The sequence below is a fragment of the Roseovarius aestuarii genome (genome assembly GCF_019966515.1).
Lineage (GTDB): Bacteria > Pseudomonadota > Alphaproteobacteria > Rhodobacterales > Rhodobacteraceae > Roseovarius > Roseovarius aestuarii.
The window spans coordinates 20,964-38,260 of record NZ_JAIMIB010000020.1; the positions used below are offsets into that span (position 1 = coordinate 20,964).

The window sequence follows — 17,297 nt, forward strand, 5'->3', positions numbered from 1 at the left end:
TTTGCTCCACGGCGTATTCTCAGGAATATCAATTCGTTGCTCCGCCTCCAGGGCCTTATATCGCAGATCCGGCGACGATCACGGAGCTCGATTGCTATCCGATCGAGACAACTTGCCAAACATCGTTGAACTTCGTTCATCTCATCGAAGAACAGACTAGGGTGATCCGGCAGGAACCGACGTTCAAGTTAGCGCATGAAAACAATCTGCAAGGTAACCCGTTCAATCTTCCGCAGATGGCCGCTGTCACGAGCACCATTAAGGACGATCTCACCGAGCTTCGCTACACGCGTAGCGCGCCCGATCCGCAGATGAACCTCGACTTTCTGACAGACCCGAAGTCGACTGTGGAGCTTGTGGGCGTCGTTAATCGGATGGACCGTCAGTTCCTTCGAGGACGCTCGGCGAGCATCTGTGGCGAGATTAGCGTAATCTATCGTTTTACGTACAGCATCCGCGAGGGCAGCCAGAAATCGCGCCTACCGGCGACACTCAACCTCGTCTTCCCTGCGGCCGAGAAGCCCGAGGACTGCCAGCCGATGGCGAAACGCTGGCTCACCTTGTTGAACAGAAGTGTGGCTCCGGCATCGGCCGCAAAGGAGGCTGTGTTCGAGATGATTCGTAACCCGGCCCAATCACCCTTTGCGTGGCTAGACGGCCCGAACATCTCGCGCCTAGAGCTCAACATACAAGCGTATCGCAAGCCGGCCGATTCGGATCCGAGCGACTTCGGAACCGAGGCGATCTATTTGCTTCGCGTGTTTACATGGAACGCGGCGACCAAGGAATTTGAGATCGCATCGCTGCCGAACCAGATCGACCGCAACTCGCTAACCTGTACTGCTGCGGACTCGGATGCGCTCTGCGAATTCAAGCGCGAGAATCGCACAAAACTCGTGGCGTTCCTCCAAGAGCCCGAGAGCGTAGCCGCGCTCGACCTCGGCATCATAAGCATCGATCCGGCACTCGGGCTGTTGTCTAAACGGGCGATCTCGGTCTCACCCGGAGGCATGCATCGGTCGGAAAACCAAAGTTATTGGAACGCGCTCGGCGCGCCAGAGCACGCAATCATCCACGATGACGAGATTGCGGAAGCGATAAAGGCGGCAGAAGTTGCGGGCGTCACGCTGCGCTTCATCCAGTCGACCGACGATTTTCGCGCGCGGTTGAATGAGAGCACCTGCTCCGGCTGCCATCAGACCCGCGCGATCGCAGGCTTTCATTTTCCCGGCGCGGATCGGGAGGGGACGCATGCCTCCAACTCAGTCTTGCTGCCAGCGTCGCCACATTTCTTCGGCGATATCCCGCGCCGAATCGATTTGATCCGCAAGATCGCCTATGGTGAGACGCTGACGGACGAGGACCTGCTGAATGGATACAGCGCGCGCCCGCTGGCGCGGTACAAAGATGCGCTAAGCAGGACCCAACTGATCGGCGGCTGGGGAGGCACATGCGTCATCGAGGCCTCGCAATCCGAGAGTGCGCGCAAGTGGAGCTGCCAATCGGGGCTCGTCTGCGAGCAGGTGTTCCGCTCAGACGGCATTCCGGGGATTGGTACATGCGTGCCGCCAAAGGATCAGCGAAAGATCGGAGACCCTCTCCAGCACGGTACTGTTTCGACAGATATCTTCAGTCGCGATCTTTATAAGCGCACAAAGCCGGAAGTAATTCCGGCACCCCAAAACCCTATCCTGCGGGAGACGCGCATCTTGCCGAAATTTCTCCCTAGGGACCCGCCGCCGGGGAATTCCTATTATGGCGGCCATCAGGAGTTCTACATCGGACTCAGCCCCCGCATGCATCCGGCTTGTCAGCTCAAAGAGGGGGAGACTGGATATCTGCCAGCGCCGATGGAATGCCACGATGCCCGGCGCGACTTCCTGACGGGCGGTTTTCCCGCTGGCAGCCTTCGGCTGTCAGAATGCTCCAACCTGCCAGAGGAGGCGACCTGCGCACTCACCGCATCGAGTGGCTTCAACGGATGCATCGCCGCCATTGGGGAGCGCCAGACTATGCCCGATGCCGACTGGAAGAATTATGTGTACTCTGTAAATACCTGCTTCGAGATCTTCACCTCCTACAGCGGCGAGCGAGCCTGCGACTTTGCCAACCCTTGCCGTGACGACTATATCTGTGCGAAGCCAATGGAGTATGATGGGTCTACGTTCCAGGAGCGTCTAGAGCGGCTTGTGTTTTTCCCGCGTGAGCGCCCAGCTGGCGTGGACGTCTCGTACTTCGAGGATATAACGGGCCGCCGCTATGACCCTGCTGCCTATGGCCAGAAGCGTCCGGACGACAAATGGGCCGCGCGTGACGATCAGCGAGGTGTCTGCATCCCGCCCTACTTCGTGTTCCAGTTCCGATCCGACGGGCATCCCGCTCCGCCGCCGCCAAGTATTACACTGCGGCCCTTCTACTCGGGGCCGCGGTAATGTCGGGCACCAGCGATCCTTGGGAGATCGAAGAGTTCGAACTCGACGAGCGCAGCGAGAACATGCAGATGCGGTTTCCCCATCCGGAGCCTTTCCCGCAATTCGGCCCCGACCCGGCGGCCGGCCCGCAGCCGAGCCACTTGGAGACGGATGGTCGCGCGGGCCACAAAGTAGTGGTGGCGAACCGGGCGCTCTTCGGCTCGGGGAAGCGGCTGGAAGGCGTGCCGGACTGCGCCGTAGTGATCGGAACTGTACAAGCCACTACCAACGCTCACGGGAACGCGACGCTCGATCTCTCAGCACTGACAGATGGCCATCACGGACTGAGCGTCACGCCATCGCCCGCGCAGATGCAGGACGGGCCGCCGGGGCCTGGTTTGCCCACCGATCCGAACGTTGAGCGGATTTGGGACACGTTCTTAGGCAGCGTTGAGCTAGCGGGTGGTCGGGTGGTGGCGGCCGACCCGCCGGAGTGGATCGACTATTTGGTGCATGGCCATATCCGTATAGGGCTGAAACCCAAATGGATGCGTTGCAGGGGTTTCGAGAAGCGCCCACACCCCATCGACACAATCGTCATCCATCACACCGGCGATACCAATCCCGGCAAGGACGCGTATTGGTTCCTGTATGGAGGGGTTGTGTCAGTCCATTATCTGGTGGCACCCGACGGCGGTATCTACAAGATGATCGCCGAGGATAAGCTCGCCTGGCATGCCGGTCGGAGCTATTGGCTGGGCCGCGAGGAGTTGAACGCCAGTAGCATCGGGATCGAGATGACCCATGCGACCGGCGACGAATATCAGGGGGCCCAAGTGGATGCGACCGTTGCGCTCGTGGAACGACTGCTCGAGGCCCATCCCGAGATCCCGCGTGAGCGCGTGGTAGGGCATAGCGATGTCGCCTTAAACGCGCGCAATAAACGCCCACCAACGCTGCACGGCCGTAAATCCACAGATCCGGGATCCGCTTTCCCTTGGGAGCGGCTCGAAGCCAAGGGCATCGGCTTGATCGCAAAAGCGGAGACGCCTGATCCCCAGATTTATGGCGGCTACTTTGCACTTGTTAGCGATGGCGTATTACACCGCGGCGATAATGACGCAACCCATACCTATGGCGGCGAGCGACTGCCGTCGGTCTCGGGCGCGGTCGAGGAACTGCAGCGCGACCTCTCGGAAATTGGCTACTATTGTGAGCCATTCGACGGCATTTTCGGGCTAATCACAGCGAGGGCACTTCAGATGTTCGAGCAGCACTACTATAGCGGGTCTCGGCGCACGGGTCCCGACCCGTGGAACAGTGGCGACGGAAGGCTCGAGTGGCGCACTGCCGAGCTGATCAAGAGCGTCAAAATCAATGTTGTTGGTACTTCCATCGCATGAGTTGAGTACCAGCAGTGAGTACCAGCAATAGGAGAGCGCGGTGACCGAGCGACGGCGGTATTTCTTCAGCGGCATCGGCGGCAGCGGGATGCTTCCGCTCGCCACGTTGGTGCATCGGCAGGGACATATCGTCGAGGGATCGGACCGGGCCTTCGATCAGGGGCGGACCGTCGAGAAATCGGATTTCCTACGACGCCTTGGTGTACAGCTCTTCCCGCAAGACGGTAGCGGTGTCTGCCGGTACGACCAAGTCTTGGTGACCTCCGCGGCGGTGGAGGACACGGTTCCGGACGTGATGGCAGCAAAGGCGCTCGGCGCTGGTCGACTTCGACGGGCTGACCTGCTCGCCGAGCTCTTCAACGCAGCGCCCCACAGCGTCGGGATCGCTGGCACAAGCGGCAAATCGACAACGACCGCGATGATCGGCTTGATAATGCATCGTTGCGGTCTCGAGCCGATTATCGTAAACGGCGCGTTTATGAAGGACTTTACCGACGTCGCCGACCCTTTCGGGAGCGTCGTCATCGACGGGAAGGAACACTTCGTCAGCGAAATTGACGAGAGCGACGGCTCGATCGCAGCCTACACTGCATCCATCGCGGTCCTGACAAATGTCGCTCGGGACCATAAGCCGCTCGAGGAGCTGCGGGAGCTCTTCGGTGGTTATCTCGCACGGGCCGAGGCGAGGGTGGTCAATCTCGACGATCCGGAATCGCGGGCACTGGCGGCAGATCTGCCAAAGGCGAGCTTGCGGAGCTTTGGCATCGAGGCGGAGATGGCTGATCTCGTTGCCCGAGACATCAAGCATGATGCCGAGGGACTCACCTGCCTGCTTTGGCAAGCGGGGGACGACCGGCCGGTACCGCTCAGCCTCGCCGTCCCTGGCACTCACAATCTCTCTAATGCTTTGGCGGCGCTCGCTACGGCCGCGTTCTGCGGCATCCCACTCTCGGCAGGCGCGCAGGCGCTGGCAGCATTTAGCGGGCTCCGGCGTCGGCTCGATATCGTGGGCAAGGCCCGTGGAGTCTTGGTAATCGACGATTTCGCGCACAATCCTCACAAGATCCAGGCGAGTCTCGCCTGCCTCCATCAAAGGCCAGGGCGTCTCTTGCTGCTCTTCCAGCCTCATGGCTTCGGGCCGCTTCACCATTTGATGGACGACTTCATCGATGTGTTCATCGAGCATTTAGCGCCAGCGGACTTCTTGATCGTCACTGAGCCCATCTATTTTGGTGGCACGGTAAACCGCGATTTGAGTATCAGCCAGCTCGTAGATCCCTTGGTTAACCTTGGGCGGGATGCAATGGTCGTCGGTCACCGCGATGCTGCGATGGAGCCCCTGCTGGCGCGGGCACGAGCGGGTGACAGGGTAGTCATAATGGGCGCGCGCGATGACGAGCTCGCGGACTATGCCTCGCGGCTTGTCGGTATGTTGGAGAAGGGATCCGTGATCTTCGGCCAATAGGGCGCCAAGTACTTACGATAGGGGATGGACGAGAATTCTTGGCGCGTAGCCCCAGGTGCATCGACATAGAGCACCTCTGCCGCGATTTCACAAAATCCGGCGTAGAAATGCTGAGTGGACTTGACCACGACCGCGCGCCGCTCCGCAAGACGAATGCCAAACTGCTCAAACCCGTCAGGATGGAGAACCTGCACCCTAAGCGATGTGAGCACCAACTCGATCCCGGAGGCCGAGCGAACGAGGGCTGCCATCCCCAGCCTGCGCCGTGAGCTCGTGCCGAAAGCCTGAGTAGCCTCTTCGAGCACGCGTACAACGGTGACCTCAAGATCGATCGGATCGCCGGAGGTAGGCCCGCATTTGCCGCCGACCCTGAGCGCGAGCCGCGCACCTTCGCCGGCCTCAGCGCATAGGCGTACCGCAGTGGGGTCCCAATAGTAGCCGCTGACGATGTCGCGCATGCCGCGCGCGATCATCGCGCGGAGGATGAAGGTGGAATCTGAAGGTGCTCCACCACCCGGATTGTCAGAGACATCCGCTAGCACGAGTGGCGCGCTGGTTGCCGCCTCCACCGCGTCAAGCGCGACCTCGATGGCGACCGGTTGCGGTAAGGTATCCTCGCGAACCTCCCAAATTCGGCGGGCGATCTGCCGAGCGACGGCTTTAGCGGAGGCTTGGTCTGAATCGGCGACTACGAGCAATTTCGCCGACGTATCAGGCACGTCGCTCCAGGGAAAGCCATGGGCAAAGGAGACGGAGAGTGTCCGGCCTCGCCCTTCTTCTGCCTGCATCGCCCGGACTATCCCCATCATCGGCTCGGTCGTCGTGTACCACATTGAGACCATTCGGCAATCGACCACCGCCATCACCGGGCGGATTTCTCGGCGAGCCGCTCGGTGGCAGAGCGTATAGACCTCCCTAGCGCGCTCTGTGACGTCGACATGAGGGTATTCCTTGTAGGTGACGATGATATCGGCGTGAACGACCATCTGCTCGGTAACACTGCAATGGAGATCGAGTAGTACGCCGATCACCGTTCCTGGGCCCACTATCGCGCGCACTCGTTCCAGAACATCGCCTTCACAGTCGTCGCATCCATCCGCGATCATGGCGCCATGCATAAATAGCATGACCCGCTCGACAGGGCCTGCGGCACGCAGATCAGCCAAGAGCTCGTCACGAAGTGCACGGTAGACGGGAGCGGCAGTTATGCCGCCCGGCTGCGCAAAGGCAGCGAGGCCGATACTCACCGTATCGCCCGCTGCCTCGATCATCTGGCGCCAATAGCGGAGAGGTGTCGCGAAAAGCGCCTCTTCGTCCAGCGGCGTACCGCATCGGCAGAGCATCGTCTCCTGGAATGTCTCAAGACCCGTCGGCAGCGATGAGAACGAATTTGTCTCGGTTCCGAGGCAGGCGATGAAAGTATGCGTCATTGGGGACAGTCCTAGTCGATGTTTGGTGAGCCGTTCCCATAGGATTATTCCGGGTCGAATGCTATTGCACGGATGGTCTTTGATCCATCAGTTGCAGGCCATCGGAGCGGGCGGCTTGTAGCCCACCAGTGAGCTTTGCGGCCTTGCGGTATTGTAGCGCCAACGCCCTAACTCGTCGATGGGAAATTGCGCTTCTCAGAGTGTAGGGAACGCCTCCCCGTTCAACAGCTCGCCCCGATAAATGCACCTAGTGTGAGTTTGCGAGCATACTTAATAGGTCTTGGCGTTCAATTTGGAGTGTTCTTCTTCCGGATGTAATTACTCCAGACTTCTCAAGAGACGATAACTCGCGACTTACCGCCTCTCGATGGCTGCCAATCATTGTTGCGATATGATAGTGGGTTGGAAAATTTGATAATTTTCTCGTTTTCTTCCCGGATTCGCGTTCTCTCTGCGCTTGGATTCTGAGTATTTCCCTACAAATTCTCTGCCGAAGAGTGAGGGCATCATATTCGAAGATTCGGTTTACCAATCTACGGTTTTTCTCAACTAACTTGTTAATCACTGTTTCAGCAACGACAGGAAACCTGACTAAAATCTCGCTAAAGTAATTTGATTTCATTTTGCCGAGGATTGCGTCGTCTTCACAAACTACGGTTGCGGAGCGTGGCAGGAGATCTACCGCGGAGAACTCGCCCAGTATACTTCCTGATGACACAGTAGTATATGAAATCTCGCGTCCGGATTCGGAAAAATACTTCACGGCGAGCTTCCCTTCGAAAATGAAGTATACGTCGGAGCTTTTTTCTCCGGCAGAGAAAAGTAGCTCCTGACTGCAAATGCTGAGGGTTTTAGTTCTTTCCGCTATAAACGCCAAATCTGTATGCGACATTGAGGCAAACAAAGAGATTTTTTTCAGCGATTCTTTCAGGTCAACCACCTTTGCCTCCTAGTTTTCTCCATCTGACATAGGATTCCATAACCATGCCATTATGTCATGCTCGGATAATGAAACGCGATGACATCCGCCGGTATCCGAGCACCGATGACCTTCTGTTATCGCCAACCGTAACGCCCCGCGCAAGCTAGCGTGACGGGCAGAGATAGATCTGACGACGTCAGACGGCCACGGCACGTTTGAGATCTTGAGGAGAGCGAAGGCGTCGAAGCCGACCGTCTGGTGCAGTCTGGAGAGTTATCTCGACGGAGGTGCGGTTGGGCTTAAGCGCGACAAAACCCGCCCGCCCAGGTGCCGCCTTTGTGCCGGAAGCGCGGCAGTAGGTCGTCGCCAACATGGTGTGGGAGAGCCCGCCAAACGCCACCCATTGGAGTCGGCGTTCGATGGCCGAGGTCGTGAGCATCTCGCCGCCGAGCATGGGTCTCACCTTTGCGGAGGCCGGTCTCCAGTCGTATCTTATGATGGGCTTCAAGATCTCCAAAGACCCGCTGTTCGAGTGAAACGTCGCCGACTTCGTGGGGTTTTATCTCGAGCTTCCTGAGCGAGCGACAGTGCTGTGCCTATGCGAGAAGTCCCAGATCTAGACGCTCGACCGAACCCAATCGGGATCGCCTTTCAAAATGGATCGCGCCAATGGCAACTATCAGACTTGGGACACTAGTTCGACGCAGCAATGTGGGTTTTCTCACATACAATCGAAGCATTGAGGCGGAACATAAAGCCCACACCAGTGGTTGGTGTGACTTGACCGCAAGTATGAGGAGAACGGAGGAAGTTCTTTGACGCAGAATAAACTGGTCAAGTTTTTCAATATGCGGGTCGTTGCCCGCTGAACTTAAGGAAAGGATGACCAAGATGCTTATGCGAAATTCCACTATTGCAGCTATGATGCTGACGGCCACCGGTTTCGGATCGGTCGTAAACGCTAGATCGTGGGACCCCGGCCCCTACCCAGAAGGTTTCGTTTCCGCCAATGGCAACGAGGTCTACTATGAGGTATTCGAGGGTGGGTACCTTGCCGAGATCGAGTTGGACGGGGATTGCCGTTCTGACATCGATCTCTGGATCTATGACGACAACGGGCACTTGATCACCAAGTCGACATCCTATGACTGCTACGAGTACGTGAACTTCGTCCCCGCATGGACCGGCGAATTCAAGATCGTCGTCGAAAACCACGGCAAGCCGAACGGCTCCAGGTATTGGCTCACGACCTACTGATCGGGGCCAGCGCCGGGAGGGGGAAGCCACATCCTCCCCCTCCCACGAATGCTGTACCTACCGCGTTCTTACCATCATGCTTGCGAGCGAATTCTGACCCACCACTCGACCGGTTCGATGAGCTGGAAATCAATGCAAGCGAGGTCATGTCAGAGGAACTCGCCTCGAGGAACGTTCAACCACCCCCTACTTTGTCCGCATGGCCAAACACGGCCCATTCAAATTCATCAATCGAGTCCTGAAATCATCCGCTTGGCGGTGATGCTTTACGTTCTCTTCCCACTTTCGCTCAGGAACGTCGAGGACTTGCCTCATGAGCGCGGCATCGACGTCAGCCACAAAGCCGTGCGATATTGGTGGACAAGTTTGGTCCGCTGTTTGCCTCCGAAACCCGCAGAAAGCGAGTTCAACACCTGCGTGCATTCTCGAAATGGCGGTGGCACGATTACGAGGTTTTCGTGAAGATCAACGGCGAGCGCCATTATCTCTGGCGGGTCGTGGGTCATTAAAGCGAGATTCTGGAAAGCGTTGTCACGAAACGAAAAAACAAACCGACCGCATTGAAAATACTCAGAAAAAATTTGCAACGTTACGGTCAACGTCTCGGGCAGATTCATGGATGGAACGCATGAGGTGCCTTGCGGGATCTCCCGGACAGAATTGCGGTTTCAAGGGACATTCGCCGCGGTCATGCTTGGCGGCGCGGTATCTGATGAAGCTGCACTTGCCGCCATTGGCTTTTCGTGGTTTGGAGAAGTTCTGGCGATAAGTCTGCAGCACCTTGCCACCTGAGCAGGTATAGCTATCGGTCGCGGGGTCATAGGCAAAGTCCTCACGTGAGAAAGTGCCGTCCGACCGTTTCGATGTGCCCCAGATCGGAATGTGTAGGGTGATGCCGCGTTCTTCGACCAGCCATCCAAGCATCTCTGCCGATCCGTAGCCCGTATCACCGACCAGCTTGTCTGGCGTCATGCCGAAGCGGTCCGCAATCCGGCCAATCATCCGGCGTGCTGCAAAGGTCTCAGCGGTTCTGATGGGAACCCGACGGTTCGACTTCGACAAATGACCGCATTGCCCAAATCCGCGAGGTATCCTTCTAGACCGAGTTCTTTCGCTCACTCGCTCCAGTTCTGCATCCATAAGGAGACTGAACAATGAGACGAACTTTAACTAATCTATCAGGTCGTTCATCTCAGCCCCCTAAGTTCACCGCATGAGTGTGGGGATTCCCACATACAATCGGAGTGGCAGAGTCGAATATCAAGGCCACACCAGTTGTTGGTGTGACTTGGCCGTGCTCTTGTCGAGATCGAAAAAGATCCTCTAGAGCAAGCAGAGGTTGGTCAGGTGCAACATCTTGCGAGCTTCATGCTCGCCGAACGTGAGGAGAAATATGATGAGCACACTAGCTCAAATAGCTGAAGAACTCGCAGTTTTTGACAGCGATGACGATACGTATGTGGAGCCTTGGGCCGCTGAAGAATTAGAGGCGTCTGAAGGTGAACTCAAGCAAATGGGCGAAGAAGCTTTTGCTTTAGCGCTTGCCGCTTACATTTCGCACAACGGCCGTTGTGGATTCGCTAACGCTGGATCCATCGCATTCGTTGTCAATCGACGTCGCGATCGTCCTGTTCGGGCTACGGTACGCGTGCGCTGGCGCCGAGGCATCAACTATGGAAGCTATGACCGGGTAAAAACTATCCCTGCTGGCAGTCGTGTCCGTCTCGGGTGTACTCGCAGCGGCTCAATTCCTGTTACCGATTACAGTTACTCGGTAATCGGAGCCCAAGTACTGTAAGACTGCAACTAAGTTTGACGGCCCTGCAATACCTTGCCGGGCCGTTTTGACTTCGTGAGAATTAGGCTGTTTGAGCAGTCTCGTCGAAAGTTCCGATCTTCGAATTTTGGGCTGTTCACCAAATCTGTGGAACAGAGGTGGTTCGGTTTGTTTTAACAGTTCCGAGCCGTTTCTTAAGTGGATTTCCTGCTAGGCTACGCCGCCACCAAGATCGGTTTTGGCTTGGTCTGATATACCTGATCGGGCGTTTGCCCGTCCAGCGATGAATGTGGTCTCCTCGTATTGTAGAATGTCAGGTATCGGGCAAGGCTTTCACGGGCGGCGGACACGCTGTCGTAGGCACGCAGTGCATCAAAGATGGGCAAATTCATATTCTAGAAATTTGACGGGCAACGGTCTGTCGCTTAACCATTGGGCCATAGATATAGTGTTGACAAGGGAGTTATTGGATGCCTGTAGTTCAAGATATTGTTGCGAAGGAAGAAAATGACATTGCGTGGTGGCGGTCTAGAGGAGAAATAAGCGCGGCGACGTATAAGGGCTTGGATGTCCTCGTCTATCGCCCTCAAGGACGGGGCAACTACTATTATGCATCCAGAGTGCAAAAAAGTATGGTCGCGTTGCATTATACCGCAGGATATTTGAGCGGTGATTTGGATACATTAACGACAGATAACTACCATGTGAGTGTGCCATTTGTAATTGCCCGCTCAGGTAAGATCATCCAGCTATTTAATCCAGATTATTGGTCATACCATTTAAGTCCGCGAGCCGTCGGTGGAAACGAATTTAATTCAAAGCGGGCAGTTGCAATAGAGATATCTAGTTTAGGGCGGCTTACGAAAAGTGGTTCTTGGATGTGGAATTATGTCGGATCAAAATACTGTAAGGTAGGTGAAACCCAATATTACCATGATCTGGAGCAACCTTATCGTGGTTACCGATACTACGCGACGTTTTCTGGTGAACAATATAAGTCACTTAGCGCGCTTTTGGATGTAGTTTGTCCCGAATATGATATTCCTAGAAACTTTCTTGCTGAGCCGGATCGCTACAAGCTGTTTTCATCGTCCAGTGATGCTAGAAGTTACAAAGGGATTTGTAGCCACGTGAATTATCAGCCTTCTGGCGTAAAGGAAGATATAGGGCCAGCGTTTGAGTGGCCGAGGATTGGTGCATAGATATACTTTCGCTGAGAAATGGTTCCACACTCAATCTCGCGTGCTGAAGCAGACATTCGTCGCCGTTCGGATCACCAAGTCGAACTTCTTCTGGGGAACCTTCGCGGCACACTCTTTGACTGGAAAGCGACAGTGGTGCAAGGATATAAACGGCAGGTCTAATACTAGCGACCTAGCTCGAACTCATAGAAAATGCCGGGCCCTCCCCTTAACAACGCCTCTCGTGTCCAAGTCACATGATCAACAAGCACGTTATCTGCCTTACGCAGCATCAGATCTTCTCCCTGATTACCCAGGCGCAGGGTGCCTATGTCAGCTCCCCCGATCATGTGCATCCGCCCCGGCCCCACGCGTCCCTGCAGAACCGCCTTGCGGCCGTTCTTGCTCCGCATCACCCATCCGTTCAGATTGATCTCGTCCTCCGTCCGATTCAATAGAGAGACCCATTCCTTACCCGTCTCTGGGCTTCGAGGCCGGATCATCGCGGAGAAGATCGAGATCTCACGCTTGGCCAATTGCAGCTGTCCGCTCCGCGGGCTCTCCAACCGCGTCATCACATCGCTGGAGTTACCAATTGGCAAAACTTCAGGCGGGCGCGGTCAGCAGGTCAAAATGCTTATCGCCGCCGAGTAAACCATGTTTCGCCTGACGCAATTCACGGCTGTGCAATCTAAAAAATCTGGCTTAGCACAAATGTGTTCCGGAAATTGGGAGAGCCTTTACCGCTTAACTTTTTCAGAACGTTTGGATCCCTTGCAATCTGGATACTTCACGCATCCAAGAAACTTACCCCACTTACCAGTTCGGTCGATCAGCCACCCGTCAGAACATTCCGGGCACGCAGGAAAATTAGCACCGCAGCTGCAGATCAATATGCCTGTTTTTTCCTTGTCGCTAATCGGGAGATCTTTCCCGCAAACATTGCATGGCCGCAGGATCTCACCGCAGAGTTTTCGGTGTTCACACTGGAAATAGGGTCGCCCGTTTTTTGAGATTTGCGAAAGCATCCGGCCCCCACACTTGCCACATCGATGCTCTGCGACGCCCGCTTCGCCAAGCTCAACAACGCCATAGTCTGGATTTGCAATCAGCTCGCGGGCAAAAACCGACGGCATTTGCCGATCCGCTAGAACGGTCACAGAGGTCCGAGCGCGCGTGAGAGCAACGTAGAACAATCTCCTTTCCTCAGCATGATCGTATTCCTCTGGCTTTGGGAGAACGAGATCCAAAAGTGGATCATCTATAATTTCTGAAGGAAATCCCATGCGGCCAGAAGCTGCTTTCAAGATGACGACGTGATCAGCTTCTAGGCCTTTCGAGCGATGAATGGTCATAAATTTGAGAGAAAGGCTTGCGTACTTATTGCGAAGTCGCGGAAACCCGTCTGGTTCCAGGAAATTATAACGCCCGAGTAACAATACAGACGTTTGGACCCCATTCGAAGAGGCGTTTAGATTTTCCAGTACGATCTGAAGTGCCTCATCTTCCCCGCCCCAACCGTAGTGCAATACCATGATTGCTGGTGTGTCAGTCGTTCCAGCGGGGATCACCTGCTTGGCGATCTGAGATGGGTTTTGAAGAACGAAAGTTCGAGCGGGCAAAGCAATTTTGTCAACACTTCGAAATGTACGTCCCAGATCTACGGAACTGTGCACGCCCGACTCACCGGCGAAGACGCCTCCAAACTCCTCTCCGAAGTCCCGCATTAAGTGAATATCTGATCCCGTGAAGCGGTATATAGACTGCCAATCATCTCCCACAGCGAAAATACGCGCGTCTTCATGTTGCGCCTTCAATGCCTTAAGCAACCTGGCGCGTCCCTCCGAAATGTCCTGGAATTCATCCACGAGAAGATGGCGATAAGGGCTTGAATATCGGCCCGCTCTTACGTGTTCGGTTGCGCGGACGATCATATCTTCAAAGTCGATGCGGTCGCCCAAGCGTTTTTGGTAAGCTTCAATCACAGGATCAAAGATCTTCAAGAACGCAGCACTTCGTGCCTTATCTTGTGACTTTTCTGCCCGGTTTAGACATTGTTCAACCGTTGCTGCTGAACTTTTAAAATGTCGCAGGAATGTGCCCAGCACCTGTGTGAATGCATCGACTTGGCCCATCTCCTCCAATTGCTCAAAGATTTGCTCAGAGGGGATCGGATTGGAAGATGCATGAGGTGCTAGTTTCTCTTCGAGACGTTCAGTCAAACGCTCCTCAACACGATCGTAGCTATAGGTCTCGATGAGGATCGTTCCGTGATCCTCATGTACCTTCCGCTTCCACTCCATACCTTCGATGTAGGTATTGCGATCGACATGCGGCGCTGTCGTAAGGATCTCGCGTCCGCTTTGGTCACGGGATTTTCGCACACCGAAATGCTCGATGTAAACACCGCTCTCAGTCAATCGAAAATCAGGCGTATAAGCTGTCCTGATATTTTCGGGGAGGTCGTGTTCGTAGTCAGGCTCATACTCGTAGGCGATGCCATTCAAGTACAGCCAATTGGCAATTTCCCACTCCTCAAAGCTCTTTACCAAGTCGCCTTGAAGCGTCCGCAGCTCATGAGATTCTATGTATTGGAAATACTCATCCTTGGTTTTGAAGTCCCACTCACTTTTGTACGGCCAATAGAATTCCGAGAACCACTTTAGTAGCAGCGCACCAAGAACTGGTTCCGTTGCAATATCTTTGAACAGGATATCTCGCAGCAGTGCCGAGAATTGTTTGTCGTCGCTCGCATGTGCGGCTAGTGCCGGCGCCCCTTTCTCTACTTGGCGAATAATACTGTTGCCTAAAGCATGGAAAGTCAGGGCATCAACTTTTGCGCCGGCTCGCTCTTCAATACGCGTAGCCATCTCAGAAGCCGCGTCCTTGCCGAAGGCCATCAATAGGATTTCTTCTGGTTCCCTGATCTGTCGCAGTATCAGATAGGCCGCTTTTGCAACGATGACACTTGTCTTCCCAGAGCCGGCTCCAGCAAGGACAAGCGTCGCGTCCTCATCGGTTGCCACCGCGAGACGCTGCTCAGGCGTCAGTGGGTTGGATTCGATTGTGTCAAAAAATTCCTGCATCTGCTCCATATCCGCATCGAGGAAAGCCTTTATGGCAGACTGACGCATGGTCTTTGATGAGGTCCGAAACTTTGACACCTGATCGACGATCTTCTGCTGAATTGGCGGCAACACATCGGCCGGAATGGTATCTGGTAGCCGATCAAACACCGCAATGGCGCGTGTCAAATAAGGTTCAAGAAGACAAGCTGACGGAAACCGCTTCGGTTGTTCAAGGCGCTTTGCAACTTCGGCAAGCGCACCCAATTCCTCCTCCAGAGCGTCCACTTGTTGCGTGAAGTGGTGCCGCCAATTCGCATTGGCCGAAGACACAAAATCGAGTGCCTGAGTTCGCTTGAACCCAGCTACCTTTAGGTCCCCACTCTGGGCAGGCAACGAAATCGCCGCGAACCAAAGTTTTTTCGTTACCTCAATTGGCCCCGACAGTTCTGCGAAAGTCAGATCTCTCGGATGTCCACCCGATATTGATAGCCCGGTGCTTGTGAGCCTGATGGCATTGCGCCGATAGCCGAAAAAGAAGAGCAAAGCTCCTGCAAATCTACTTCTGAGTATTTCATGGTGGCCGGATTGGGTCACGCTATATTGCCGATTTTGATTTCAGAATTCCGAGCCCTAAGCTTCGAAGCCTTCAGCGTCTTCAGCTATTCCGCTGGGTGACACATCATCCCCGCTAGAACGCTCTGATTTGATCTGCGGCGCTTTGCGGACCCAGGCCGCAAGGTTTGCCCCGGTCTCGCCGTAGAACTTGGGAACGATGCGCTCCAACTCAGAAATGAAGTTGGTTTGCTGTGTGAACTTTCCACCAAGCCTTTCAGACAGGAATATGTGAAAACCATGCGAGGCGAGATGCTCTTTGCCTTCGGAAGCTAAGTCCGGATCTTCCCGCAAGTCTGCAACCGGATATTGGGTTGGCTCACTGCCGCCAGGCCAAAGAAGCCGGACAAATAACCCTTCTGTATCCGTCGCTTTGATCTGACGGAGCAGCCAGTTTACGCGAGCCTTGGTAGACTTCTTGTCGTCGGGTGCTCTGAGCGTCATACCAACGTCCACAGAGCGTCTCATGACATCTGCTGTTACTTCAATTGGCGCGGCCGCATCGGGAATTGTGAGCGTACAATTCAAGCTGTGATTATCACGCAGATCGCCCAGTTCATCTTTTTGGCGTTGCGCAGGGTTGCCTATGTGTTTTCGAGGCAGCTTTTCCGCCACCGTCATTCCAGTCATGCGGCTCAAGATCATCGACAGATCGCGCGTTTCCTGATGCCAAGCCTCTAGCACCGCCTGCGCCATCGGTGACTTTGCTGGAACCGCGCCACCGCTGGAAATGAGTTTGTTGAGTTCAGACCACTCCTTGGGCATGCGATCAAAGCCTTTTACCCCAGCGCTTTCATGTGTCAGGAAGCGCCGAAGCTCATTGAGAAGCATCAATTGATCGATATCTGCGACGTCCTCTCCTGAAACGAGCAAATCTGCTGTCGTCAGGATATGCATCCAGGACCAGTGAAACACAGGGATCTTTGATCTGCTTTTTCGAACCGCTTCCACAGGGTGGCTGTCTGGAGATGTTGCGAACTGGTTGGATATTGAAATGACGCAATCGACACCATTGTCTTTTGCGAGCACTCTGTATCGCTCGATCTGGTCGGGGTCCAACTCGCTATTCCCAACTTTAGCCTCAACCAGGGCGCGCCATTGACGACTTCCAACTTTCAATGCAATCAGCCCATCAGGCCGGTCTTTGATTTCAGCGGTCTGTTTTTGAAAGACCACTTCTGTGTAGGTTTCGATCGACGCTCGTTTGCCAACTTTTTGCCCGACCGACGCAAGCAGTTGAGCGCCAAATTCATCAATTTTGCATAGGCATGCCAATACAATTGACGTCGTGCGCCCTTCTTTTGAAGTGGTTGATAAAACGGGGAACAGTCGCGCGGCCTCGCCTTGTTTCAAATAGTCCGGCAGTTGTTCCTTGCTCATTTATCAATCCTTTGATCTTCAGGCGCGTTGCAGGTTAATGAAGCAGCATCGGAATCTATCCGTCAACCTTTAGGCGACTGAAGGAATGGTTAGCACTATCGTGAGTGTCATCGATCAGGGCGGAAAGCGGAGTTCAAGGCGAGCTCGAAAATGTTCTGAATTACCTGAGCCAGGCATTCGAAAACCAAAACACCCAAGGCGCTGATGCGCATTATGACGCATAACTCGAGTCGACCGACTTTCCACCAAACACCCGACAAGTTGAGTGTGTTATTTTCCTCCTTTTCGCTTGTTTGGCTTTTGAGTCAATGCAGAACCCGCTGCGGACTTCGCTGCCTTTGAAGCAGTCTTACTCCTTAGGGTCTTGCTAGCCGCACTCGCCGCCTTTGGT

Annotated in this window: 12 protein-coding genes and 2 pseudogenes; 7 read left to right on the forward strand and 7 right to left on the reverse strand. The window is 54.9% G+C overall.

Translation table 11 applies throughout. From position 1 onward, the window contains the following. Window positions 1–125: 125 nt before the first annotated feature. The 3 genes from LC334_RS19140 to LC334_RS23215 are packed head-to-tail and all read left to right on the forward strand — an operon-like array spanning window position 126 to window position 5,279. Window positions 126–2,432: a hypothetical protein gene (locus tag LC334_RS19140; protein ID WP_223413080.1), complete on the forward strand. Its 2,307-nt coding sequence runs from the start codon at window positions 126–128 to the stop codon at window positions 2,430–2,432. Further along, window positions 2,432–3,814: an N-acetylmuramoyl-L-alanine amidase gene (locus tag LC334_RS19145; protein ID WP_085801923.1), complete on the forward strand. Its 1,383-nt coding sequence runs from the start codon at window positions 2,432–2,434 to the stop codon at window positions 3,812–3,814. The genes LC334_RS19140 and LC334_RS19145 overlap by 1 nt, the downstream gene beginning before the upstream one ends. Before the next feature lie 40 nt (window positions 3,815–3,854). Next, complete coding sequence (locus tag LC334_RS23215; protein ID WP_085801924.1) at window positions 3,855–5,279, forward strand: Mur ligase family protein; 1,425 nt, start codon at window positions 3,855–3,857, stop codon at window positions 5,277–5,279. Here the strand turns inward: LC334_RS23215 and LC334_RS19155 are convergent. Together LC334_RS19155 and LC334_RS19160 are read right to left on the reverse strand one after the other, a co-directional pair. After that, entirely contained in the window at window positions 5,222–6,709 is a 1,488-nt protein-coding gene (locus LC334_RS19155; protein WP_085801925.1) for a M81 family metallopeptidase, read from the reverse strand. The genes LC334_RS23215 and LC334_RS19155 overlap by 58 nt on opposite strands. A 247-nt stretch (window positions 6,710–6,956) precedes the next feature. Beyond that, window positions 6,957–7,649 carry a Crp/Fnr family transcriptional regulator gene (locus LC334_RS19160; protein ID WP_085801926.1) on the reverse strand — a complete coding sequence of 231 codons (693 nt, stop codon included), beginning with the start codon at window positions 7,647–7,649 and terminating at the stop codon, window positions 6,957–6,959. Between the two features lie 864 nt (window positions 7,650–8,513). On the opposite strand from LC334_RS19160, the gene LC334_RS19165 reads away from it, so the two are divergent. Beyond that, a complete protein-coding gene (locus tag LC334_RS19165; protein WP_085801927.1) occupies window positions 8,514–8,888 on the forward strand; it encodes a hypothetical protein in 375 nt (124 codons plus the stop codon). A 216-nt stretch (window positions 8,889–9,104) separates the two neighbouring features. After that, window positions 9,105–9,484: pseudogene (locus LC334_RS19170) on the forward strand (DDE-type integrase/transposase/recombinase); the annotation flags it as partial. On the opposite strand, the gene LC334_RS19175 reads toward LC334_RS19170, so the two are convergent. After that, window positions 9,459–10,028, reverse strand: a complete 570-nt coding sequence (locus LC334_RS19175) for a hypothetical protein (protein ID WP_223413081.1) — start codon at window positions 10,026–10,028, stop codon at window positions 9,459–9,461. The pseudogene LC334_RS19170 and the gene LC334_RS19175 sit on opposite strands and share 26 nt — an antisense overlap. 256 nt (window positions 10,029–10,284) lie before the next feature. On the opposite strand from LC334_RS19175, the gene LC334_RS19180 reads away from it, so the two are divergent. Continuing rightward, window positions 10,285–10,686: a hypothetical protein gene (locus tag LC334_RS19180; RefSeq protein WP_139836498.1), complete on the forward strand. Its 402-nt coding sequence runs from the start codon at window positions 10,285–10,287 to the stop codon at window positions 10,684–10,686. A gap of 194 nt (window positions 10,687–10,880) precedes the next feature. On the opposite strand, the pseudogene LC334_RS19185 reads toward LC334_RS19180, so the two are convergent. Next, window positions 10,881–11,033: pseudogene (locus tag LC334_RS19185) on the reverse strand (integrase core domain-containing protein); the annotation flags it as partial. A gap of 102 nt (window positions 11,034–11,135) precedes the next feature. Between LC334_RS19185 and LC334_RS19190 the strand changes: the two are divergent. Continuing rightward, window positions 11,136–11,867, forward strand: a complete 732-nt coding sequence (locus LC334_RS19190) for an N-acetylmuramoyl-L-alanine amidase (RefSeq protein WP_085801929.1) — start codon at window positions 11,136–11,138, stop codon at window positions 11,865–11,867. 164 nt (window positions 11,868–12,031) lie between these two features. On the opposite strand, the gene LC334_RS19195 is transcribed toward LC334_RS19190, so the two are convergent. The 3 genes from LC334_RS19195 to LC334_RS19205 all read right to left on the reverse strand — a co-directional run bounded on the left by LC334_RS19195 (window position 12,032) and on the right by LC334_RS19205 (window position 16,906). Continuing rightward, window positions 12,032–12,382: a lamin tail domain-containing protein gene (locus LC334_RS19195; RefSeq protein ID WP_176237755.1), complete on the reverse strand. Its 351-nt coding sequence runs from the start codon at window positions 12,380–12,382 to the stop codon at window positions 12,032–12,034. 204 nt (window positions 12,383–12,586) lie between these two features. Beyond that, a complete protein-coding gene (locus LC334_RS19200; protein ID WP_139836499.1) occupies window positions 12,587–15,508 on the reverse strand; it encodes a UvrD-helicase domain-containing protein in 2,922 nt (973 codons plus the stop codon). 36 nt (window positions 15,509–15,544) lie between these two features. After that, the gene (locus LC334_RS19205) at window positions 15,545–16,906 is read right to left on the reverse strand and encodes a hypothetical protein (RefSeq protein WP_085801931.1); all 1,362 of its coding nucleotides are present in this window, start codon (window positions 16,904–16,906) and stop codon (window positions 15,545–15,547) included. Window positions 16,907–17,297 lie beyond the last annotated feature (391 nt).

What these genes read in the sequence shown, in the direction of transcription:
- LC334_RS19180 (WP_139836498.1), top strand. Translation starts at nt 10,285, where the DNA reads ATGAGCACACTAGCTCAAATAGCTGAAGAACTCGCAGTTTTTGACAGC.
- LC334_RS19205 (WP_085801931.1), bottom strand. Translation starts at nt 16,906, where the DNA reads ATGAGCAAGGAACAACTGCCGGACTATTTGAAACAAGGCGAGGCCGCG.
- LC334_RS19165 (WP_085801927.1), top strand. Translation starts at nt 8,514, where the DNA reads ATGACCAAGATGCTTATGCGAAATTCCACTATTGCAGCTATGATGCTG.
- LC334_RS19155 (WP_085801925.1), bottom strand. Translation starts at nt 6,709, where the DNA reads ATGACGCATACTTTCATCGCCTGCCTCGGAACCGAGACAAATTCGTTC.
- LC334_RS19175 (WP_223413081.1), bottom strand. Translation starts at nt 10,028, where the DNA reads ATGGATGCAGAACTGGAGCGAGTGAGCGAAAGAACTCGGTCTAGAAGG.
- LC334_RS19145 (WP_085801923.1), top strand. Translation starts at nt 2,432, where the DNA reads ATGTCGGGCACCAGCGATCCTTGGGAGATCGAAGAGTTCGAACTCGAC.
- LC334_RS19190 (WP_085801929.1), top strand. Translation starts at nt 11,136, where the DNA reads ATGCCTGTAGTTCAAGATATTGTTGCGAAGGAAGAAAATGACATTGCG.